Annotated in this window: 22 protein-coding genes and 1 riboswitch; of the genes, 3 read left to right on the top strand and 19 right to left on the bottom strand. The window is 40.8% G+C overall.

The genetic code is table 11. The annotated features are described in order from the left end of the window. Window positions 1-134: 134 nt before the first annotated feature. The 3 genes from FAR12_RS17205 to FAR12_RS17195 all read right to left on the bottom strand — a co-directional run bounded on the left by FAR12_RS17205 (window position 135) and on the right by FAR12_RS17195 (window position 3,420). Window positions 135-764 carry a phosphatase PAP2 family protein gene (locus tag FAR12_RS17205; RefSeq protein ID WP_126410041.1) on the bottom strand — a complete coding sequence of 210 codons (630 nt, stop codon included), beginning with the start codon at window positions 762-764 and terminating at the stop codon, window positions 135-137. A 110-nt stretch (window positions 765-874) separates the two neighbouring features. Further along, window positions 875-2,251: a UDP-N-acetylmuramoyl-tripeptide--D-alanyl-D-alanine ligase gene (locus FAR12_RS17200; protein ID WP_126410040.1), complete on the bottom strand. Its 1,377-nt coding sequence runs from the start codon at window positions 2,249-2,251 to the stop codon at window positions 875-877. A gap of 92 nt (window positions 2,252-2,343) precedes the next feature. Continuing rightward, window positions 2,344-3,420, bottom strand: coding sequence for a D-alanine--D-alanine ligase (locus tag FAR12_RS17195; protein ID WP_126410039.1), 1,077 nt, complete (start codon window positions 3,418-3,420; stop codon window positions 2,344-2,346). 470 nt (window positions 3,421-3,890) lie between these two features. Here FAR12_RS17195 and FAR12_RS17190 point away from each other — a divergent pair, with 470 nt between their 5' ends. The 3 genes from FAR12_RS17190 to FAR12_RS17180 all read left to right on the top strand — a co-directional run bounded on the left by FAR12_RS17190 (window position 3,891) and on the right by FAR12_RS17180 (window position 7,422). Beyond that, window positions 3,891-5,081 carry a dicarboxylate/amino acid:cation symporter gene (locus FAR12_RS17190; RefSeq protein ID WP_126410038.1) on the top strand — a complete coding sequence of 397 codons (1,191 nt, stop codon included), beginning with the start codon at window positions 3,891-3,893 and terminating at the stop codon, window positions 5,079-5,081. A gap of 225 nt (window positions 5,082-5,306) precedes the next feature. After that, window positions 5,307-5,867, top strand: coding sequence for a tyrosine-type recombinase/integrase (locus FAR12_RS17185; RefSeq protein WP_126410037.1), 561 nt, complete (start codon window positions 5,307-5,309; stop codon window positions 5,865-5,867). Between the two features lie 46 nt (window positions 5,868-5,913). Continuing rightward, entirely contained in the window at window positions 5,914-7,422 is a 1,509-nt protein-coding gene (locus FAR12_RS17180; protein ID WP_126410036.1) for a potassium/proton antiporter, read from the top strand. A gap of 33 nt (window positions 7,423-7,455) precedes the next feature. Here FAR12_RS17180 and FAR12_RS17175 read toward each other — a convergent pair whose 3' ends face one another. From FAR12_RS17175 to FAR12_RS17100, 16 genes are all read right to left on the bottom strand, one after another. Further along, the gene (locus tag FAR12_RS17175) at window positions 7,456-8,073 is read right to left on the bottom strand and encodes a histidine phosphatase family protein (RefSeq protein ID WP_126410035.1); all 618 of its coding nucleotides are present in this window, start codon (window positions 8,071-8,073) and stop codon (window positions 7,456-7,458) included. 15 nt (window positions 8,074-8,088) lie between these two features. Continuing rightward, window positions 8,089-8,763, bottom strand: coding sequence for an AIR synthase related protein (locus FAR12_RS17170; RefSeq protein ID WP_126410034.1), 675 nt, complete (start codon window positions 8,761-8,763; stop codon window positions 8,089-8,091). Then, window positions 8,760-9,236 (bottom strand): ECF transporter S component, encoded by a 477-nt coding sequence (locus tag FAR12_RS17165; RefSeq protein ID WP_126410033.1) that lies wholly within the window; start codon window positions 9,234-9,236, stop codon window positions 8,760-8,762. The genes FAR12_RS17170 and FAR12_RS17165 overlap by 4 nt, the downstream gene beginning before the upstream one ends. Beyond that, on the bottom strand, window positions 9,217-9,810 hold the full coding sequence (locus FAR12_RS17160; RefSeq protein WP_126410032.1) for a cob(I)yrinic acid a,c-diamide adenosyltransferase: 594 nt from the start codon (window positions 9,808-9,810) through the stop codon (window positions 9,217-9,219). The genes FAR12_RS17165 and FAR12_RS17160 overlap by 20 nt, the downstream gene beginning before the upstream one ends. A 6-nt stretch (window positions 9,811-9,816) precedes the next feature. Then, on the bottom strand, window positions 9,817-10,218 hold the full coding sequence (locus FAR12_RS17155) for a bifunctional adenosylcobinamide kinase/adenosylcobinamide-phosphate guanylyltransferase (RefSeq protein WP_126410031.1): 402 nt from the start codon (window positions 10,216-10,218) through the stop codon (window positions 9,817-9,819). Continuing rightward, window positions 10,170-10,784, bottom strand: a complete 615-nt coding sequence (locus tag FAR12_RS17150) for a histidine phosphatase family protein (RefSeq protein WP_246010429.1) — start codon at window positions 10,782-10,784, stop codon at window positions 10,170-10,172. Before FAR12_RS17150 ends, FAR12_RS17155 begins: the two co-directional genes overlap by 49 nt. Continuing rightward, window positions 10,754-11,539, bottom strand: a complete 786-nt coding sequence (gene cobS, locus FAR12_RS17145; RefSeq protein ID WP_126410029.1) for an adenosylcobinamide-GDP ribazoletransferase — start codon at window positions 11,537-11,539, stop codon at window positions 10,754-10,756. The genes FAR12_RS17150 and cobS overlap by 31 nt, the downstream gene beginning before the upstream one ends. Then, window positions 11,536-13,038 carry a cobyric acid synthase gene (locus FAR12_RS17140; RefSeq protein WP_126410028.1) on the bottom strand — a complete coding sequence of 501 codons (1,503 nt, stop codon included), beginning with the start codon at window positions 13,036-13,038 and terminating at the stop codon, window positions 11,536-11,538. Before FAR12_RS17140 ends, cobS begins: the two co-directional genes overlap by 4 nt. Continuing rightward, window positions 13,035-13,586 carry a bifunctional adenosylcobinamide kinase/adenosylcobinamide-phosphate guanylyltransferase gene (locus FAR12_RS17135; RefSeq protein WP_126410027.1) on the bottom strand — a complete coding sequence of 184 codons (552 nt, stop codon included), beginning with the start codon at window positions 13,584-13,586 and terminating at the stop codon, window positions 13,035-13,037. Before FAR12_RS17135 ends, FAR12_RS17140 begins: the two co-directional genes overlap by 4 nt. Beyond that, the gene (gene cobD / locus FAR12_RS17130; RefSeq protein ID WP_126410026.1) at window positions 13,574-14,635 is read right to left on the bottom strand and encodes a threonine-phosphate decarboxylase CobD; all 1,062 of its coding nucleotides are present in this window, start codon (window positions 14,633-14,635) and stop codon (window positions 13,574-13,576) included. Before cobD ends, FAR12_RS17135 begins: the two co-directional genes overlap by 13 nt. Continuing rightward, complete coding sequence (gene cbiB, locus FAR12_RS17125) at window positions 14,592-15,572, bottom strand: adenosylcobinamide-phosphate synthase CbiB (protein ID WP_126410025.1); 981 nt, start codon at window positions 15,570-15,572, stop codon at window positions 14,592-14,594. Before cbiB ends, cobD begins: the two co-directional genes overlap by 44 nt. After that, complete coding sequence (locus FAR12_RS17120) at window positions 15,569-17,038, bottom strand: heme ABC transporter ATP-binding protein (protein WP_126410024.1); 1,470 nt, start codon at window positions 17,036-17,038, stop codon at window positions 15,569-15,571. The genes cbiB and FAR12_RS17120 overlap by 4 nt, the downstream gene beginning before the upstream one ends. Continuing rightward, entirely contained in the window at window positions 17,031-18,074 is a 1,044-nt protein-coding gene (locus FAR12_RS17115) for a FecCD family ABC transporter permease (protein WP_126410023.1), read from the bottom strand. Before FAR12_RS17115 ends, FAR12_RS17120 begins: the two co-directional genes overlap by 8 nt. Before the next feature lie 17 nt (window positions 18,075-18,091). Then, complete coding sequence (locus FAR12_RS17110) at window positions 18,092-19,057, bottom strand: ABC transporter substrate-binding protein (protein ID WP_126410022.1); 966 nt, start codon at window positions 19,055-19,057, stop codon at window positions 18,092-18,094. Between the two features lie 360 nt (window positions 19,058-19,417). Next, window positions 19,418-19,599: riboswitch (cobalamin riboswitch) on the bottom strand. A 59-nt stretch (window positions 19,600-19,658) separates the two neighbouring features. After that, complete coding sequence (sfsA, locus tag FAR12_RS17105; protein ID WP_126410021.1) at window positions 19,659-20,399, bottom strand: DNA/RNA nuclease SfsA; 741 nt, start codon at window positions 20,397-20,399, stop codon at window positions 19,659-19,661. A 21-nt stretch (window positions 20,400-20,420) separates the two neighbouring features. Continuing rightward, window positions 20,421-21,197 (bottom strand): hypothetical protein, encoded by a 777-nt coding sequence (locus FAR12_RS17100; RefSeq protein WP_126410020.1) that lies wholly within the window; start codon window positions 21,195-21,197, stop codon window positions 20,421-20,423. Between the last annotated feature and the right edge of the window lie 17 nt (window positions 21,198-21,214).

Below are 21,214 nucleotides of genomic sequence, written 5' to 3'. Positions count from 1 at the left end.
CCACCTGTCCAAGTGAATCCATTTTTAGAATGACCCATTTATCTAGACATATACCTATTTTACACCCTATTCAAACCTCGATTCCAATGATACAACTTCAAATTAATAAGGATTACCAAGTCATTTATAAAAATTCAACTGGATAACTTGAAATTTTTAAAGCCCCAAATAGTAAACACGAGCCAAAATCCACTAAACAGGTATGCTCCTAGCACATCACTAGGGAAATGTGCACCTAAATAAATCCGACTTACCCCAATCATTAACAGGATAAAAGTGCTGATTGTAATGAGAACAATCCGACCACTTTGTCTTGGGATATGTCTCCATAACAAGAAGGTAAGAATCCCGTATAATGACAAAGCCGCCATCGAATGTCCACTTGGGAAGCTAAAGCTTTCCTCTGTCACCATTGTATACAAAGTTGGTCGTTCTCTTTGATAATAAGCTTTAAGGCCAATATTAAAGGCTGTTGATCCTAGCAATACGATACTGAATAGGATCAGTTCTTTACGATGATGAAAAACCTTATACAGAATGATGAAGAGGATGACAGAAATAATCATGACTGGAATGATATCACCAATGAAACTAAAAAACCTCATAACCAAAGTTAAAAAAGGCTGCTTTATCAACTGAATGGCTTGTATGATTTGGGTATCAAAGGTATCGACAATCACAGTATCCAAGGACCTTGCCAGTAAAATAAAACTACATAAAAGAAGTAAGCTTAGGATAAGAAGCGAGGGATTACGAATCTTCATGTATTTTCAATCCTAACGTGTAAATATACATGTAGTATTCGTATTACATTTCAGCACCATACAAAAAAACACTTGGGTTTGATGTCCCAAGCGTTTTTAAGAGCCGTATATTATCCCTGAAGACCTTGAACAACTTCTTCAAGCTTCATGCCACGAGATCCTTTTACTAAAATCAGCGTCTTTGGATTTGTATATTTCTTTAATTGTTCCAACAATACTGTTTTATCTAAGAAAGCAAAGACACGCTCTTCCGGAAAAACTTCCTTCGCGCCATTCGCTATAAACTCTCCTAATTGACCAAAAGTAAAGACATAATCGATTTGACTAGAGTCAATTTCTTTACCAACCGCAAAATGGAAAGACTGTTCCTCAGGTCCCAATTCAAGCATATCTCCAAGGACGAGAATTTTCTTTTCGTATCCACTTAAGCTTGTCACCAATTCAATCGCAGCTTTCATGGAAGTTGGGCTGGCATTATAAGCATCATTGATGATTTTTTCACCATTGCTTCCTTCCACAAGCTCCATACGCATATTCGTGACCTTCAATGTGGAAAAACCGCTGTTCATCTGTTCATAAGAAACACCAAAATGATCAGCTACTAGCATGGCAGCCAACGCATTTAAAATATTGTGGGTTCCCAAAACAGGAAGTTCAAATTCTTGTTCCAATCCATTGACCTTAAAACGGCTTCCGTTATCCGCTGGTACAATCGAAGTTGGATATAATGTATTAAATTCGAAGCGACCAAAGGTTTTCAGTTGCGCTACACTTTCGAATTGCGCCATACGTTCCCGAAGTAGCGGTTCATCTCCGTGATAAACGATAAGCCCATTCTCACATAAACCTTTTACGATTTCGACTTTTGCATCAGCAATTCTCTCTCTTGAACCTAAATCCTGGAGATGAGCCTCCCCAATATTTGTAATCAGAACAGCATCCGGACAAGCGATCAATGTTAGAAATTCAATTTCTCCAATACTACTCATGCCCATTTCTAAAACAGCTATTTCCGTATCCGTTTCTAAGCCCAGAATCGTTAATGGTAAACCGATATGATTATTGTAGTTTCCTTCTGTCTTCTGAACCTTATATTTTAAGCCAAGGAGATTGGCAGTCATGTCCTTTGTCGTTGTTTTACCATTGCTCCCCGTAATGCCGACAATCTTAATATCCAACTCAGAACGATAACTCCTAGCCAATTCCTGCAAGGCAATGAGTGTATCCTCGACAACGATAATCGGAAGACCCTCTGGAGGATTCGGCACATCTTTTTGCCAAAGGGCTGCAGTAGCACCTTTTTTCAATGCGTCCTCGACATAACGATGTCCATCAACCTGTTCCCCTTTAAACGGGACAAATAAATTACCTTGATTAATTTTTCTTGAATCAATTGTTACACCATGAATCTCTACATGTCCAAAGGAGTCGATGTTTTTTTCCACTTGAATCATGCTTTTAATTTGCTCTAAGGTTTTCTTGATCACCAGAGTAACCCCCAATGTAATATGAAGAGACACGGCTTTTGCCGTGCCCTTTAAAAAGTTTTTCTTAAGCCCCGATACTATATGAAGTCACATTAGATTGTGTATTTTATCTTTTGCTTTTCATCAAAGCGTTCCATACCAAGTTTCACTAGACGTTCAATTAATTGTGGATATTCCACACCAGTGTGCTTCCACAATAATGGGAACATACTAAATGGGGTAAATCCAGGCATTGTGTTAACTTCATTAATGTACGCTTTTCCGTCCTTCGTTAAGAAAAAGTCCGCTCTAACCAAACCAGAACAATCTAAAGATTTGAAGGCTTTAATCGCCAAGCCATAAAGAAGCTCATATTCATCCTTCGTAATATCCGCTGGGATGACCAATGCTGTATCTCCGTCTTCGTACTTCGCTTTGTAGTCATAAAATTCTACTTTCGGAATGATTTCCCCTGCTACTGAGCATTCTGGATTGTCGTTTCCGAGCACGCCAAGCTCTACTTCTCTTGCGATGACACCTTCTTCAATGATAATTTTGCGGTCAAATTGGAAGGCTTCTTTAAATGCTTCTACAAGCTCTTCACGATTAGAGCATTTGCTAATCCCTACGCTTGAACCAAGATTGGCTGGTTTCACAAAGCAAGGATAGCCGAGTTCCGCTTCCACTTTTTCATACGCGCTATTGTTATCTTGCTCCCATTCGCTACGGATAAACCACACATAGTTCACCTGTGGTAATCCTGCTTGAGCAAAAATATTTTTCATGATTACTTTATCCATTCCTGCAGATGATGCTAGGACACCATTCCCTACATAAGGAAGGTTCAACAATTCTAATAATCCCTGTACCGTTCCATCTTCACCATTTGGTCCGTGAAGAAGTGGGAAAATGATATCAAAGGATTCATTTTTGTTTTCTGCTTGGAATAGAGTAGGTGCTAATGCCGTTGGTGGTAATGCTTCCCCACGAGAAAATTGCAAAGCAGCTACCGTTTCAACTGGACCATCTAAAAGCGGCCCTTTAATCCATTCTCCAGTTTCCATAATAAAGATTGGATGAATTTCAAATTTTTCATGGTCTAATGCATTTATAACAGCGAGTGCCGTCTGCAATGAAACTTTATGTTCAGCAGATTTTCCCCCGTACAATAAGCCTAATTTTGTCTTCATATAACGTACCTCCATTTTTTAGGGCAGTTTTCCATTTACGTAATTAATTTAAATCCTCAAAAAACACTTCTTTATTTTATCACTTTATCGATAAAGGACGAGGATAAGATCAAATTTTTTATTAAAGATTTTTGCATCAGCAAAATATCTTTCCTTTAACATTTGCATCAGAAAAAGAGCTATGATTTTTCGCGACAGCGAAAATATCTTTCCTCTGAAACCTCATGACAGCAAAATTCTCATCCTTTTATGTTTATGAAAATTACCACTTGATTAACACCTTACAAACCCGCCTATGAATTGTCAATAATCTACACAGATTTGTTTCATTTGTAATAACAACGACAAAAATTAGAATAGATTGAATTATTTTACTTTACTGAAATAATATATTTCTCTTAACAGATATATCGTTCCCATGTATAATCAATCCATCAGATAAAAACAGTTGTATTTTTAAGGAGGACACCATGAAAAAGTTCGGACTACTTCCCAGAATCATCATAGCAATCGGAGCAGGGGTTTTGCTCGGTTCCATTTCACCAGCTTGGCTCATCAAAATCTTCGCCACTTTTAATGGCCTATTTGGCAACTTCCTTGGATTTGCGATCCCATTAATCATTATTGGATTTATCGCACCAGGGATCGGCACAATGGGGCGCGGGGCCGGAAAACTTCTTGGGATTACGACAGGAATTGCCTATATTTCAACGATTATTGCTGGATTGCTTGCATTTTCCGCCGCAAGCATCCTTTATCCAATATTATTAAAAAATCAATCTCTAAAAGAATTTGCAAACCCTGAAGAAGCATTATTATCAGGCTTTTTTCAAGTGGACATGCCTCCAATTATGGGCGTCATGACGGCACTTTTATTATCGTTCACAATCGGCCTAGGGCTCGCTTCTCTGAAAAGCAATGCCCTACAAAATGTAATGGATGATTTTCGCATGATTGTCGAAAAATTAGTGGAAAAGGTCATCATTCCACTTTTGCCGATTCATATTTTCGGTATCTTTGCGAACATGACACAAGGTGGGCAAGTCACTACAATTATGAGTGTTTTTGCAAAAGTATTCGTGATGATTATTGCCCTTCATCTACTATACTTGCTCGTTCAATTTACAGCTGCTGGAGTTATGTCAAAGAAAAATCCTTTCATGCTGTTAAAAGAAATGGCGCCCGCTTATTTTACAGCACTTGGCACACAATCATCTGCCTCAACGATTCCAGTGACCTTAAAGCATGTGAAAAAATCAGGTGCCCGTCCCAAGATTGCCGATTTTTCAATTCCTTTGTTGGCCACTATTCATTTGTCAGGTAGCACAATTACGCTAGTCAGTTGTTCCATCGCTGTCATGATGTTACAAGGGCAAGAGGTGACGCTCGAAGTTTTATTTCCATTTATTTTAATGCTTGGCATCACAATGATTGCTGCACCCGGTGTTCCAGGTGGAGCTGTGATGGCTGCACTTGGCTTGCTTGAAACAATGCTTGGCTTTGATTCAACGATGATTTCATTAATGATCGCCTTATATCTAGCACAGGATAGCTTCGGCACAGCCTGTAATGTAACAGGAGATGGCGCGATTACAATACTTGTTGATAAGATGTCAGGGAAAGAAAAGCATGAAGAGGCAGTTAGTGAGAAGGCTGGCTGAAAAAGTGTCTTTTTGAAAACATGTAGTGAATTTTTTAAAGTGGAGTCCTAATTGACCTGGACTCCACTTTTTTAGTGATTACCATTCGCTTTCGAACATTTCCCCATTTACACAACCTATCTTATTACCTACTTTATACAGATTGAAAAAAAAACAAGTTTCTTGAAGTTCATGTTACATAAATATATAATTTAACTAAGTTATGTTACATCGGAGGATGAAACGATGAATACCGTAGACGCCATCAAAGACATCCAGCAGATAAATGAGATTAAAGAATACCTACAATCTCGCTCTCCACGAGATTATTGCTTGTTTTTATTTGGGATTAATACCGGAATTCGAATTAGCGAACTCATCCATCTTCGTGTAACCGACGTGATGACCGAAAATGAAGAAATACGTATGTATTTAGACTCTACGCTCTATCAACACCCTCCTGTTTACTTAAATACCCATGTTCGTGAAGCAATTATGAACTGCATTAATTCAGAAACACTACACTTAAATGATTACCTTTTTAAATCACGAAAAACGGTTAACGCGATTTCACGTCAGCAAGCTTACCGAATTATTAACGAAGCTGCAAAACATGCTGGAATTGAAGGCGCGATTGGTACTCATACACTCAGAAAAACCTTTGGTTATCACGCTTATCGCAAAGGGATTGCAATCTCCTTAATCCAAAAAAGACTACAGCAGTCGACCCCTTCTGAAACGATTCACTATATTGGATTAAGCGAAGAAAAGCGAACTTTGCCCATTGTCCTCGATGTAAATTTATAAGATTGTTTAAAGTACAAAAAATACTATTAGAAAGAGAGTTGATTTGATGACGGTAACTGACTCATTTGTGTTATTAGCCGCTACTTTTCTCATTGTCGGTGTCCTCACCACAAAATTCTCTTCCCGTTTAGGTGTCCCATCCCTTGTGCTCTTTATTATGGTCGGGATTATCATGGGAAGCGATGTGCTTGGTATCATTTATTTTGATAACGCACAACTCGCCCAGATGATTGGAATCTTAGCCCTAATTATTATCTTATTTGAGGGAGGAATCCAAACGAGCTGGAAATCAGTAAAACCCGTTATTGCCCCATCCCTTTCCCTTGCAACAATCGGTGTATTAATTACCTCCGGAATCGTTGCACTTGCCGCAAAATTCATTCTCGATATCGGTTGGCTCGAATCCATTCTGTTCGGCGCCATCGTCGGTTCTACAGATGCAGCAGCTGTTTTCGCCGTGTTAAAAGGACAAAATATTAAACCTCGTATCGCTGCTACACTCGAAGCAGAATCGGGCTCCAATGATCCAATGGCTGTGCTTTTAACGATTTCTGCCATTGAACTCCTAATGAATCCAGAAGCTAGCATTATGAGTATGATCGGACTTTTTATCGTGCAAATTGTTGTCGGCCTTTTGCTCGGACTAGTCTTTGGAAAACTGGCTGTTACGGCACTGAACAAAATCAATCTTGATTCCAGTGGACTGTATCCTGTATTTGCGATTGCATTTGCCTTACTCACTTATGGAGCTACAGCGTTTTTAAAAGGAAGCGGTCTCCTTGCGGTATATATCGCTGCCATTATCATTGGAAATGCTGAAAACATTGCCTATAAGCATTCCATTTTCCGTTTTTCCGAAGGTTTTGCATGGATGATGCAAATCTTAATGTTCGTCATCTTAGGCTTACTCGTCTTCCCTTCGCAACTATTCACATGGGATATCCTTTCAAAAGGATTACTGATGTCGATGATTTTAATGCTCATCGCGAGACCGATAGCCGTTTATTTATCGACCATCAAAATGGGATTCTCGAAAAATGAACTGGTCTTCCTGTCTTGGGCTGGATTAAAAGGAGCCGTGCCGATTGTCTTAGCTACTTATCCACTTCTCGCTCATGTTGAAGGAAGTAGCCTTATTTTTAACGTAGTCTTTTTCGTTGTATTAACAAGCTGTTTAATCCATGGCTCAACGATCACAATGCTTGCGCAAAAGCTAGGTTTAACCGGACCGAAGAAAACAACGCCAATGCACTCGTTAGAGCTTGTATCATTAGGAAAAGCAGATGCAGAAATGCTGGAGTATGAAATGGAGGAGGATTCAGCGATTATTGGAAAAACGTTGCAGGATATTCCATTCCCTAAAGGAACATTGGTGAATGCCATCATTCGCACAGACACCCTTGTTACCCCTACAGGAAATACGATTATTGAAGCTGGGGACTTTCTCTATATCTTAACCTCTAGAAAAAGGGTCAATGACATCAAAAAGCTATTAGAGCAAAAGAAGGAACCGGAAGAAATTGTTGAAGAGGAAGTTGAAGCGGAACCTGTATAAACACTAAAAAAATCCCCAAATTCGGGGATTTTTTTAAACGATTTTACGCTCTTTATGAGCAATATCTCCTTCTAGGAGTAACTCTCTTTTTCCATCCTCAATTTTGGCAATCGTCAAGCTCGTTCCTTCAATATATGGTGGTTCCCAAACAAGATCTAGAGAACGAGTCTTAAAAATCGCCTGTAACACCTTAATGACGACACCATGAGTAATAATTAGAAGATTGCCAGATGGATAGGCTTCCACTAATTCAGCCAACACTGCCTCTAACCGATTTTTGACATCTGCAAAAGTTTCACCTGTTCCTTTAAACTGACTCGGATTATCTTGATAAAGATGGTACAGCTCGGGCTCTGACTGTTGAATTTCATCTACAGTTCGCCCTTCCCATTCACCTAAATCAATTTCCATCAGCCGCTCATCTGTTTTAAAAGGGAGTGTACGTTCATCGATAATCAGCTTTGCTGTCTCAACTGTACGATTGCTAGGACTTGAATAGACCGCTTCAAAATCTATCGTGGCAAGTCTTTTACCTAAAAGTTCGGCATCCCGAATACCATTTTCGGTTAAATTAGAATTCAATCGCCCCTGCAATCTTTTTTCCACATTCCATTCGGTCTCTCCATGTCTAACGAAAAACAATTGTAGCATCCAACTTGCTCCTCACTATAAAGAATGAAAGTATGTTCCAGCTAATGTAGCTATTTCCTTTTCACGTTCCTTCGGATACATGAGCAAAAAGCTTGTTGCCGGACCGCCTGATTTCTCAAAATTAATTTCATTCGATTCTATTACTAGATTAAGTCTATGAAGCTCGTGCCCTACTCCTTTAGAGCCGACTGGCCACAGCAAAACATCTTCATGCAAACTCAATTGATAAAAAAGGGATAAAGGGGCAACCTCATCTGCCTGTTCCAATACCTCATGACCCACTAAAGGTAACCCGATTAAGGCCACTGCCGAAGAATCTATCACTCTATCACGATTTGATTTTTTCCCAATGACATTCAGGCCCATCGCAGACTGAACAAAAGGAAAATTACTTTCCGTACTTCCGGTGATCTGAATTTGTTCTAGCCCAAGCTCTTTTAAGCCTTTTTGAACACCAGCAACAAGCTCATTCCATTCCGGTTCTCCGCAAAAATTTTGAATGACTACCGCAAGCGGCTTTGCTCCTGCCGCCAAACACTCCATCATGGCGACACGAAACGAGAAATAACTGACTGTGTCGTAAGAGGCTTTCACCACATCCTGCTCCTTCATACCAACACCACCGCTATTATCGCTTGAGATAACAAGAGATTCCTGCTCACTAATCGGAATAACTAGAGCGTCTCTCATTCTTTTACAACTCCCTTACTAGCTACGTGAAAAATTCTTGGGATCAGCAAAAGGGCAACTGCCGTATTCATAATAGAACCGATTAATAAAGATGGCACAAGCGCTACATAAAAAGCCCAATCGTAAATAAAGATAAACGGAATTGGTGCCAAAATGGCGTTCCCAAACACAAATAGGCTACTCGCCAACCATTTCTTTTTCCACGTATAGGCAAAAACAAACGCTAGAATAGCCATTTCAACTGCAACTACAATATGAAGGGGCCCCATCGGCATTCCTCCCAAGAGAGCGGAAATCATATGACCAGCCCCAGCAACAATCGCTCCTGGACCGCCACCGAAAAAAGCAGCAGCTAGCAGTGCAGGAAAAGCATCGAGTGCCACGCTACCAATAATCGCGGGAATTTTCAAGAATGCCCCGACAACGGAGAGGCCAACAAAAACCGCTAGAAGGCTAATCTTCCTTCCGTTCATCTTTTCGTTTTCCTCCTCTGAATACATTCGCGCTCCGAATGTACTCAACATCCTTCACGCCGAGACGGAAATTAATTACTCGTGCTAAGGCAAAAAAGTAGTCTGATAGTCGATTTAAATATTGTAGACAGACGACTGGAGTCGTGTCATCTGCTTTCATCAGACTAACGACAAGACGCTCAGCTCTTCTTGTTACTGTCCGCGCAATATGGATGGATGCAGATGCCTTTGCTCCACCTGGTAAAATAAATCGCTCTAACTCTGGAGCCTCGACAATAAACTCATCAATTTTACTTTCCAAATATGTGATAGCTTCCTCTGTTAGCTTTGGCTCCCGCTTCTTCGTCACGTTCGCTAAGTCTCCGCCACAATCAAACAACTCATGCTGGATTTTTTCCAAATCAGAAAGAACATCTTTGAATAAGCTTTCGTCTAATTCTGTAACCGCCTGCCCGACAAAACAGTTGACCTCATCAACGGTTCCATATGCCTCCACACGAATATCGTCCTTATCCACTCTTCCACCAATAATACTCGTTTGTCCCTTGTCACCTGTTCTTGTGTACAATTTCATTACCCGTCACCCCTTAATCGTTTGATTTATTCCATACCAAATTAGATCAACCTGTCTACTTACAGCCGTAACATCCTGATATACCCAGCCCGTCATGTCACGCCAATCACGGTCTTCTTTTTCCATCGGAACAATTCCTTTAGATATATCTGAACCAATTAGAACGACTTGTCGAGAAGGATCTTCATTCTCCCATGTTAGCCATTTTTCAAGCTGCCTTTTCCATTCTTCTCTCGTGTGAGAACTTCCCTTCACCCATTGTTCCAAGCCTTCAAGAACCACAACCAAACCGTCTAGTTCTACTAAAAAGGGATCCCCCATATAAGCAGAAACCCATTTAGCTTCTGGGTACCTATCTCTTACCCATTGGCGTTTTCCGTTATAGGCACCTCCTGTAACGAAATGCAAGGCTCATTCCTCCTTAGCTGCTCCAAATCAAAAACAAGCTCATAGCCGTTTCCATGAATTACTTTCCAATCCCAGAATTCTTTCTTCTCAGGAGCATACTGGCTTAACAAATATTTGATGACGCCCCCATGAGTCACAATGATCGGTCGACGAATCCCTTTTTCAAGCACATATTTTTGAACTTTTTCCCAACCTATATCGATTCGACTAGCAAATTGCTCATACGTCTCCCCTTCAGGAGGAGCATAGGTAACCGGATCCTCCAGCCACTTTTGGTAGCTCTCCTCATCCTGCAATTCCTCATACGTCTTCCCTTGAAATGTTCCGAAGTGCATCTCTCTAAATTCCTCTACCAATTCTGGCTCAACAGTCGGAAATAAAAGCTTCATTGTGTGTAAACAACGATTTAAATCGCTACTTAAAAATAAGTCATAGGATTCAGGCTTTAACTCGTAGCCAGAAATCTTCGTAACAGCCTCTTCACATAAAGGAGAATCATTCCACCCCATATACGCCTTTCTCTTATTGCCTTCTGTTAACCCATGACGAAATAGTGTAATAACCACAGTGTTAGCCATAAAATCATTTCAGTCCCTTCTACTGATGCTCCTAGCACATCGCCTGTAATGCCATTAAACCATTTTATAGCTTTTATACGAATGAAGCCATAGCAGACGAGTGCCACCCCTACTAAAATGAAAAAGGGAACAATCAAACCCATCCATTGTACAAAAAAAGCGACTATTGCTAGATAAATAGGATATACGACTAAAGAACGGCGTTTTCCTGCTTCTTGAAACATGGCCGCTAAGCCTTCCTTTTTCGCTGACGGAATAGTGACAAGCATTGCTCCCATTATACTTTTTCCTAGAAACGGAATGAGTGCCACCATGAAATAACTGGCGAAACTCATCGAGCCGATAATTTCATAAATAAATAGAAAACGACTGCTCAATAAAACGATCACAGCCAGAACACCGAAGGCTCCAATTCTAGGATCCTTCATAATTTCTAATCTCTTTTCCTGATCCTGATAAGAGAAATAAGCATCGCTCACATCCATCCAACCATCTAAATGGATCCCACCAGTTATGATGATGGTCGCTAGCCATAATAGAAAAGCGATTGCCACAGTTGAAAACGGAGTCCACTGGATCAGGACATACACCAATCCGCTATACAGAATCCCTTGCAGCAAACCAACTAATGGGAATGATTTAATACTGCTCTGTAGATGCTTTTTATCCATCGGGAGTGCCACTCGGATCGGAATCGATGTGAAAAATTGTAGATTTAGTAGAAAGCCTTTTAAAAATGTCATCGTTCCTTCTCCCAGCCAGCCATAATCTCTTTTATACCATCCCAATCCAAATGCTTTTTCAATTTGAGGCTAAGTTCATCAAATTTCGCCTCTTTCAAGTCCTGACGATATACTACATCCCTTCGTGGAAGATGCTTGTTTTGACGAATCTGATTTAACCAATGATTTCTCCATTCATCATTATGAAAGAGGTGATGGACATATGTACCGATAATCTTCCCATCTAGTCCGTAGTAACCCTCTGACGACCCGTCCTCTAAAGTTAAAAAGGAGTTTTCTTTTTCAAGTAATTCTGTCACACCAAGATGAATTTCATAGCCTTCAATCGATCGCTTCCCTATAAGTCCGGTTGCAGGCGAATAGTGACCCTTGAAGCGGACTGTCTTTTTTTCAGCTGTAAAAATAGTGATCCCAGGAATAATGGTTAACCCTTTCAAACGATGGCCGACGAGTCCAGTATCCGTGCCTGCAGCATCAATAATCTCTTGTCCGAGCATCTGGTATCCACCACATAAGCCGACGATGTAACCACCTTTTTTCACATAATCTATTAAGGTATCCGCAAGACCTGTTTCCATTAAAGACTTCAGATCGCTAATTGTACTCTTTGTACCTGGAATGATTACTGCGTCAGGACGGCCAAATTGAGTGGGAGTTTTAATAAAACGAACGCTTACGTCATCCTCATCGTAAAACGGTTCAATATCACTGTAATTCGAAATAAAGGGCAAATGAATAACCGCAATATCGATTTCTCCGTTGCCACCTCGGGTTGACTGTATCGATAAGGAATCTTCACCATCAATCATATGATTCTCGATATAAGGAAGCACGCCTAGAACTGGTACTCCCGTTTTTTCCTCTAGCCATTTGATCCCATCTTCGAAAAGAGTGACATCCCCGCGGAATTTATTGATGAGAATCCCTTTTACTCTTTCTCTCTCATCTGGATCAAGTAGCTCTAATGTCCCCACAATACTAGCAAAAACCCCGCCACGATCAATATCTGCGACAAGAATAACTGGAACATCAGCAAGTTCCGCGACCTTCATATTGACAAGCTCTCGGTCAGTTAAATTGATTTCCACCGGACTCCCTGCCCCTTCAATAACGACGACGTCATAGCTTTCTTGTAAATGTTGAAGTGATTCTTCAATCACTTTTAAGCCTTTTTCGTAAAAATGCTCCCGATATCCTCGGCCTGATAAGGTTTCAACCGCCTTGCCAAACAATACAACCTCCGACTGCATGTCAGACCTCGGTTTTAACAAAATTGGATTCATCCACACGGTTGCTTCGGTTTTAGCAGCCTCTGCTTGAATCCCTTGGGCCCGACCAATTTCTTTCCCATCCATGGTCACATAAGAATTATTAGACATATTTTGAGATTTAAATGGGGTAACCTTTTTTCCTTCAAGGGCAAATAGACGACAAAGAGCCGTGACAATCAGGCTTTTACCGACATCGGATGCTGTACCTTGAATCATGACTCCCTTCATTCCTTTTCCCCCTTCATTAAAATTGGTATTCCCGATTCTACTAAATAAGCGTGATCTGCCCTGGCTACGAGCGCTTGATGGAGATGGCCCAGAATTCGACTATATTGAAGAACAAGCTCATTTTGACTAATTCCTTCCCAGAGTACCTCATTACTGACCAGGATTAATTCAGCACAATTTTCTTGAATCATCTCAAACCCACGAACCAATCTCCTTAAAATTTCTGTGTCCCATTCTTTTTGAGAAAACAATTCATTGTTTAATAGAGTCGTCACACAGTCTAGAAGAACAACATCCTTTTTCGAAAAAGAAGAAGCAATGGTCTCAATTTGTGTTGATTGCTCCCATGTCGTCCAATTCGAAAGACTTTCCTTTCTTTCCTGTTGATGCCTCTTAATCCGCTTATCCATTTCCTCATCGCTCGGTACTCCAGTAGCAAGATAATGAAGATTGCCCCCTAACTCCAGCGCTTTTTGAGTGGCTAGCTCTTCCGCAAAAGTGCTTTTCCCGCTTCTTACTCCACCAGTAATAAAAATCATTTTTTCCATTCCTTTAACGCTTCAAGTAATTGATCATTTTCATCGGCACTCTTAATCGCCAAACGGAGCCATTGTCCCTCTATACCTGGAAAATTCATCGTATGTCTAGGTACGATTCCACGACGCAGCAGAAATTCGAATAATGGCAATTGACCTTTTAGATTTGGATCCTTAAGTAAATAGAAATCTGTTTCCGAAGGCGATACGATAAACCCTTCTAACTTGTAAAAGGAGAAGAGTTTTTCTCGCTCTTTCTTTATGTATTCTCGTGTTTCTTGAATAAAAGTTTCTTCCTGTAAGCATAATTCTCCCGCAAGCATTGCTACTGCATTGACACTCCAATGAGACTGATAGTTTACTAATGTCTGAATCACTTTTCCGTTTGCTAACAAATACCCTAGCCTTAATCCAGGGATGGCAAACATTTTCGTCATTGAGCGGATAAGAATGACATTCGCGAAATTTTCCACGATCGGAATAAGAGATTGATAGTCTTCCCAAAAATCATAGAAAGCTTCATCAATGACAAGATAAATCTCTCTATCCCTGCATAATTCAGAAAGGGCAAGGATCTGTTCATATGGAAAACAGACGCCTGTCGGGTTATTGGGGTTGCATAAGAAGATTGCCTCTACGCCTTCTAACGGCAACGATTCAAGCCGAAGTTGCCAATTTGCATCGAGCGAATGATACACAACTTCGCAACCGTTTATCTGGCAGGCTTTTTCATACTCGGAAAAGGTCGGTTGGATAATCAGAACCTTTTTCCTAGAGAACATTCTTCCTAATAATGAGATAAGTTCTGCCCCACCATTTCCGATCATAACCATTTCTTTCGCTAGCCCTTCTTTTTCCGCAATCGCCTCGCTTAACCTATTCGCAGCAGGATCGGGATACTCAATGATTGACTGAAAAAGGGATGGCCATCTCTTTTTTAAAATCTTCGGTGGACCTAATGGGTTGATATTCGCGCTTAGGTCAATCATTTTTTCTGGCATGGGAATGTTCATAGCTTCATAGATGTAATGAGGATTCGCTCCATGTGGCGGCCAGTTCAATTAGCATTCCTCCAATCCATAGTAGAAGGGTAAAAAATAGTGTGGTGTTTGTTAAAATTTTGTTTGTCATGAGGATATGATGCTTTTCTAAGGTTGTGTAAAGCTCTCCCATTTTTGCTCGATTTGAGATGATTCCTTTGTAGTAGTTCACACCTCCGAGCTGAACGCCCAAAATGACTGCAACTGCCGCTTCAAGCCAGCTACTATTCGGACTTGGGTGCTTTTTAGCATCGCGAAATAATATTGCCCAAGCCTTCCTGCGACCCACAAAGGATGGCTTATGTGTGACCAACATCAGCACTCCTGTGATACGACTAGGAATCCAGTTCACAAGGTCATCCAACCGTGCTGAAGCCCAACCAAATGACCTATATCTATCATTTTTGTACCCGACCATCGAATCGCACGTATTGATCGCCCTATACATCATGGCCAGTGGAGCACCGCCAATCAATGCCCAAAATAACGGAGCTGTTACCCCGTCACTTGTATTTTCAGCTACGGTCTCTACCGTCCCTCTGACGATTTCACTTTCATCAAGCTGCTCCGTGTCCCTTCCGACGATATAGGAAAGCTTCAAACGCGCTTGAGGTAAATCTTCATTTTCTAACGGTGCATAAACTTCAAGAGCTGCTTCCTGCAGGCTTTTGCGAGCAATGGTCGTGGCAACTATGACGCTCTCTATAAGGATTCCGACAATGACATGAATCTCGTAACTCAGCCACACAATTACAGTTGTCACAGCAAACACCATTGCTAGGATTAGTAGGACCATCCCAACCCCTTTTGCTCGACGAAAATGGTTCGTATTTAATCGTTTCTCGAAAAATGAAATCGTTGAACCGATCCATTTTACCGGGTGCGGCCAATGGGGAGGGTCTCCAATTATCGCATCGATGATAACCGCTAGCGTGATCGCAAACAAATGATAGATCATTTCGCTTTCAGCCTTTGACGACTTTTTTGAACGGCCTCGGTTGTGCACTCAAAGACACCTTGACTAATTAGCTTTCCGAGTGGTGTAATCGTACCGGCAAATTCTAGTTTTTTGCCCATTTGAGTAGCTGCAATGAGAATGCTATCAGTTGATGTCCCAGTGGCCGTCGTTCCGGTCACCCTATCCAATACCTTCTCTGAATCCATTACTTTCACCTTTGCCTCTGTTGCGGTCATAATGCTTTGAATAAAGGCCTCTTCCGTTAGCTGCCCATTAACAAATACCCAAGTATTAATAGTTCCTGGTATCATTTCAAAGGAATGCTGGTCACTTTTTGAAGCATCGACCGCATTACTAACACCTGCTGTGACGATGACGAATATGGAAAAATCGTCCCCTTTTATCAACTTGTAAGAAACATCTTCAAGCCAAACAGCCGTCATCATTCCAATTGTTTGTGAAGGCTCAAAACCGTGTTCTTTTAGATAATGAAGCATCTCGCTGCGATGGTCAGAACAATCATATGTTTTGTCTACATGACGATTAACAAAGGTTTGATGCCAGCCAACACCAGAACCGATGACCCCTGATGACATTGTTCGCAGTGGAACTGGCGCATGAAGGGAGATATGTTCCTTCGAAAAATGCATAAACTCCGGCCCGATTTCTACAATGTTTTCTTCGTTCTTAAAACTTGGTAAAAGAACCATTTGCGGAACTGGAATAGACGGGTGCGGATGCTTTTCTACATCGGTATGGTAAACCTCTTTAATTTTTTCTACCTTCACGACTTCATTTGGCGTAGCATTCGTATGAACAGAACCATTTTCAAGAAGAAGTAGACGGTCACAATAAAGGCTTGCCAAGTTTAAATCGTGAAAAATCGAGATCACCGTCAAACCCTTTTCCCGTGTCCACCTCTTTAATAAATCTAGTAATTCCTTTTGATAGGATAGGTCGAGGTGGTTCGTCGGTTCATCCAATAATAAAATCTCAGGTTCCTGCACCAACGCTTGCGCTAAAAAGACACGCTGTCTTTCTCCCCCTGAAAGTTCTTGAATACTCTTATTTTGAAAAGCCCTAATTCCTGTCTGCTCCATTGATTCTTGGACAATTCGTTCATCTTCCTCACTCCATGAACGAAACCAACCTGTTTGATGAGCGTAACGACCAAGAGATACCGTTTCCTTGACCGTATATGAAAAAGCTTGAGAGGAATGTTGGGATAAAACCGCCATCATTTTGGCCAATTCTTTCATCGAGAAGCTTTTAATCGATTGCCCCTTGATCGAAATCTTTCCAGACTGAAAAGGTAAGATCCCGCTGATCATTTTTAGCAAAGTCGTTTTGCCACTTCCGTTCGGGCCTAAAATACCAAAAAGCTCCCCTTTCTGGACTTGAAAGGAGACGTCCTTAACGATCGGCTCGTTTGAATATCCGCCTGAAAGCTGTTCTACCTTAAGCATCTGATCCACTTCTTTCTACGCTTCTTCTCTTCATCAAAATCAGCCCAAATGCAGGGGCTCCGATCAATGCAGTAATCACACCGATTGGCAGCTCAATCGGAGAAATAATCGTTCGCGACACTAAATCAGCCAATATTAAAAATCCACTTCCTGTTAAAATCGACAACGGCAGTAAATGGCGATGATCAGGTCCCCATAGAATTCTTGTTAAATGAGGAATGACCAGGCCGACAAAGCCGATTGTTCCTGAAACAGCTACAGCCGCTCCTGTTAAAATGGACCCTGCAATTAAGATCACCATTTTCCTTCTTTGCACATTGACCCCTAAATGCTGCGCACGTTCCTCACCAAATGACATCGCATTCAGTTCTTTGCTATTAGCCATAATAATGATGGAGCCAATCAAAAAGAATGGCAGAATAATTTTAATATAGGTCCATCCACGCATCGAGACACTACCAAGTAGCCAGCCAATAATCTGTCGTAGCTCTTCTCCTGTTAAGGCAATAACAAGGGATATAAATGCACCTAAAAATGAACTAAATATAATTCCGGTTAAAATAATTGTTTCAACCTTCATCCCTTTATCAATTTTGCGCGCAAATCCTAGAACAAGAAAAATAGTTAAAAATGCAGATAATATGCTTAATAACGGTAAGGTAAAAGCGCCAACAAATGGGATGGAAAACTGGAAAAACAACGTCATAACCGCTCCGACTGAAGCACCGGACGAAACCCCTAATGTATAAGGGTCTGCTAATGGATTTCGCAAGAGACCTTGGAAGGCCGCACCCGCAATTGCGAGTGCCGCCCCAACTAGTGCTGCTAAAAGTACCCTTGGCAGACGAATGCTCATCACAATATTCGTTTGCATCGGATCGATATGATCGATGGAAATAAAACGGAAAATTTCAGCACCGATTATTTGAATGATATTGACGATTGGGACATGAACCGACCCAATTGAAATACCCAACAACATCGCAACAATTAAAAACACTGTCGCGAACACATAGGCAAAAGCTTTACTCTTCATGGGTTTCTCTCCAAACTTTACTTAAATACTTCCGGATAGACAGCCTTTGCCAGCTCTTCTAGTCCATCAGCAAGCCTTGGACCAGAACGTGTGACTAAATCAGAATGAACATCAATTACTTGTTTATTTTTCACTGCCGAAACATTCTGCCAACCTTCTCGAGCTAACACTGAATCAACAGCACCTTCCGTATAGTATCCATAAGTCGTAATAATAACATCAGGATTACGTTCAATATAGGATTCCTGGTCGAGATTTAGCCAACCTTCTTGATCCCCTACACCATTTTTTGCATGAATAAGGGTTAACATCTCATCCATGAAAGTATTTTTCCCTACTACGTATAGATCAGGAGCCGGACTAACCTCAACAATCACTGATTTTTGCTCAGTGATCCCAGCCGTTTTCTCTTCGATTTCAGCAATCTTCGCTTTCATATCATCGATGATTTTTTCAGCGTTGTCTTGTTCGCCAGTTGCTTGACCGATCATCTCGATCGAACCGTAAACATCGTTAAAACTTGTTGCATCATTGACAACGACTACAGCAATGCCTGAATCTCTTAATTGTTGCAAGCCATCTGAAGAATTATGGGCACTAGAAGCATGAGCGAGCACTAAATCTGGTGCAAGCGAAATAATCTTCTCCACGTTCATCTCCATGCCGCCGATTTTTTCTTTGTCGTTTACTTCTTCAGGATAATTATCGTGATCAGATACTCCGACAATTTCTTCACCAAGACCTAGTGCAAAAGCGATTTCCGTGTTACTTGGGATCAACGATACGATTTTTTCAGGCTTTTCTTCAATGACTACCTCTTTATCGAGTGCATCAGTGATCGTGACAGGGAATGCTTGTGCATCCTTTTGATCTACTTGTTCCCCTGCTTGATTTTCTTGTACGGGCGCTTGTTCCTCTCCACATCCAGCTAAAATTCCGACTGACATTAGTAGCAGTAATAAAAATGAGTACCATTTCTTCATCTGTTTCTCCTCCAAATGTTAAAAATAAGGCTCTTTTCGCAAAGATTGTTGTTTTTCAATAATAATTGATTATATGCATAGCGATATTCCCTCTCAAAAAAACAGTAAAAGGTAGCGAAAAGTGCCGTGCAAAAACAATTTGTAGCACTAAACCTGGTAAGAGGTGTAAATGTCGGCCTTAGGACATTTACGAAAAAAACAACAAGCAATAGGAAAACAGCGAAAAATAAAGTGAAGACATAGTAGCTTTTTTTCAAAAAGCCCAATAAAAAAACATCTCCACTTGAAGAAATGGAGATGTTGGAATGATCAATTAAGACAAAAAGGTCTTCCAAACACCTCCCTATCCTCGTAGGTTTTTTGGTGTAGCTGAAATAGGCAGGTCTCCTGGCTCATGGTCATAGCAATACTGCGCCTTCCCATACTTTCGTACAGTGACATTTTGCAGCTTGCTCCCATTTACAGTGGCGGGACCGCGTTGGAATTACACCAACTTCCCTTTTAAGTCTTTATAAAAAGACACCTAATTCTATAATTTCGATATGAAATTTTCCGTTACAAATGATTATACACTAGTTTCTGACAGAAAAAGCAATAATTTTTACTCTGATAGTACAACCGGAATTGAATCTCCCACACGAATTTCTTCCACGTCCAAATGACACTTTCTCGCAAAGAGCCTTACTCCAGCAGCTTTCGCCTCTCTTAACGCTTGATCAAAAGCGGGATCAATATGGGAAGCAGTTGTCATGAACTCGACATCCTCCCGCTGTGCAACAAAGAGAATTGCTGTTTCAAAGTCGGAATTTCTTGCGAGCTCTGCTAGTTCCTTTACATGCTTCGTTCCGCGCGCTGTTACAGCATCAGGAAACATCCCTTTTTCTCCATCCGCCAATGTCACGCTTTTAACCTCAAGCAATAGTTGTTTGCCATCTTCTTTTTCTAATAAAAAGTCCCAACGGGAATTCCCCAGCTTATATTCAGATTTCTTGTAATTCCATTCGTTGAATTCTTTGAAAAAGCCAGTTTTCAACCCTTTTTCCACAAGCATATTCGGATAAGTCGTATTTATCGACACAAGACAAGTCTGGTCTGGACTCTCACATAGGACAGCCGTCCATTTCGTTTTACGATTAGGATTGTCATTATCCATTAACCAGACTCTTCTGCCAGGAAGCAAAAGTTCAATCAGTCTACCAGGATCGGGTAAGTGCGCTACGACAACTTCCTCTGAATCAAGCAACTTACATTGAATGATAAAACGATTCGGTCGTTCAAGAAAAATAGCTTCCGTCAACTGTCGCGGGAATGCCATCCGCAAATCATGTAAATCTGAGGTCATTTTTAAGCGCTCCTCCTTACGTTAGTTGGAATACATCTTCCACTCTCTCGTTTTTTTATCAAAAAGGAGCTTCGCGTCATACTTCCCTCTTGCCACATTCTCGTATTCTTCATACATGTCGTCCATATTATCAAAATCACCTAGAACCCAAATGGGAATCTCAATACTTGTACGAGTTTGTACAGTATCATGAAAAGAAATAAGAATGCCTTCCTTCATCATCTGCTTCATATTTAGAAGAAGCTCCATACTTACGGACGGGAAGTCACGTTTCTTTTTCAGCCCTAAGAGATTTTTTTCTAATCCTGATTCCTTCATCTTCCCCGCTAAAACATCACCGAGCATACGGTAGAAGTCTCGAATGTTCCGATAATACACTTTGTTCCACCAGCCATCATCATGAGCCAAATAGACAAAGCGATTTCGCAAACGATGATAAAACGGTGGTTTTAAGTGGTCCTTCATGTGACCCAAGTAGAGTAGCTCCGCTAATTCCTGACCAGTAAGCTCGTTTAATCCTTCCTCTTCTTCAAAATCAATCCAGCAAAAATCACCATATCCATACACATCGTCCTTTGCTAGATTGTTCAATCGTTCGTTTGGAACGAATTCTAGTAATGTGTGCATATTAAAGTCGCCATCATCAAAATGATGCTTCAGTAGAAGTACATTGTGCATGAGGTCTGAGAGAGATTGGGCAAATTCTGGGTATTCAATCCCATATGAAAGAACATATTGTTTGGTTTCGTTTAAATGTACATAGACAAGGTCACGCTGATTGCTATTGTTTTTTTTCAAGAGAATAACCTCCGACC

The sequence above is a fragment of the Bacillus yapensis genome (genome assembly GCF_005280205.1).
Classification (GTDB): domain Bacteria; phylum Bacillota; class Bacilli; order Bacillales; family Cytobacillaceae; genus Robertmurraya; species Robertmurraya yapensis.
The sequence above is the reverse complement of the archived record's forward strand: the minus strand, read 5'-3'. Positions and strand labels throughout refer to the sequence as shown.

Bases quoted from the DNA above. Each gene is read 5' to 3' on its own strand.
- FAR12_RS17205 (WP_126410041.1), bottom strand. From the start codon at position 764: ATGAAGATTCGTAATCCCTCGCTTCTTATCCTAAGCTTACTTCTTTTA.
- FAR12_RS17195 (WP_126410039.1), bottom strand. From the start codon at position 3,420: ATGAAGACAAAATTAGGCTTATTGTACGGGGGAAAATCTGCTGAACAT.
- FAR12_RS17190 (WP_126410038.1), top strand. From the start codon at position 3,891: ATGAAAAAGTTCGGACTACTTCCCAGAATCATCATAGCAATCGGAGCA.
- FAR12_RS17185 (WP_126410037.1), top strand. From the start codon at position 5,307: ATGAATACCGTAGACGCCATCAAAGACATCCAGCAGATAAATGAGATT.
- FAR12_RS17180 (WP_126410036.1), top strand. From the start codon at position 5,914: ATGACGGTAACTGACTCATTTGTGTTATTAGCCGCTACTTTTCTCATT.
- FAR12_RS17175 (WP_126410035.1), bottom strand. From the start codon at position 8,073: ATGCTACAATTGTTTTTCGTTAGACATGGAGAGACCGAATGGAATGTG.
- FAR12_RS17170 (WP_126410034.1), bottom strand. From the start codon at position 8,763: ATGAGAGACGCTCTAGTTATTCCGATTAGTGAGCAGGAATCTCTTGTT.
- FAR12_RS17165 (WP_126410033.1), bottom strand. From the start codon at position 9,236: ATGAACGGAAGGAAGATTAGCCTTCTAGCGGTTTTTGTTGGCCTCTCC.
- FAR12_RS17160 (WP_126410032.1), bottom strand. From the start codon at position 9,810: ATGAAATTGTACACAAGAACAGGTGACAAGGGACAAACGAGTATTATT.
- cobS (WP_126410029.1), bottom strand. From the start codon at position 11,539: ATGACATTTTTAAAAGGCTTTCTACTAAATCTACAATTTTTCACATCG.
- FAR12_RS17140 (WP_126410028.1), bottom strand. From the start codon at position 13,038: ATGAAGGGAGTCATGATTCAAGGTACAGCATCCGATGTCGGTAAAAGC.
- FAR12_RS17135 (WP_126410027.1), bottom strand. From the start codon at position 13,586: ATGGAAAAAATGATTTTTATTACTGGTGGAGTAAGAAGCGGGAAAAGC.
- cbiB (WP_126410025.1), bottom strand. From the start codon at position 15,572: ATGATCTATCATTTGTTTGCGATCACGCTAGCGGTTATCATCGATGCG.
- FAR12_RS17120 (WP_126410024.1), bottom strand. From the start codon at position 17,038: ATGCTTAAGGTAGAACAGCTTTCAGGCGGATATTCAAACGAGCCGATC.
- FAR12_RS17115 (WP_126410023.1), bottom strand. From the start codon at position 18,074: ATGAAGAGTAAAGCTTTTGCCTATGTGTTCGCGACAGTGTTTTTAATT.
- FAR12_RS17110 (WP_126410022.1), bottom strand. From the start codon at position 19,057: ATGAAGAAATGGTACTCATTTTTATTACTGCTACTAATGTCAGTCGGA.
- sfsA (WP_126410021.1), bottom strand. From the start codon at position 20,399: ATGACCTCAGATTTACATGATTTGCGGATGGCATTCCCGCGACAGTTG.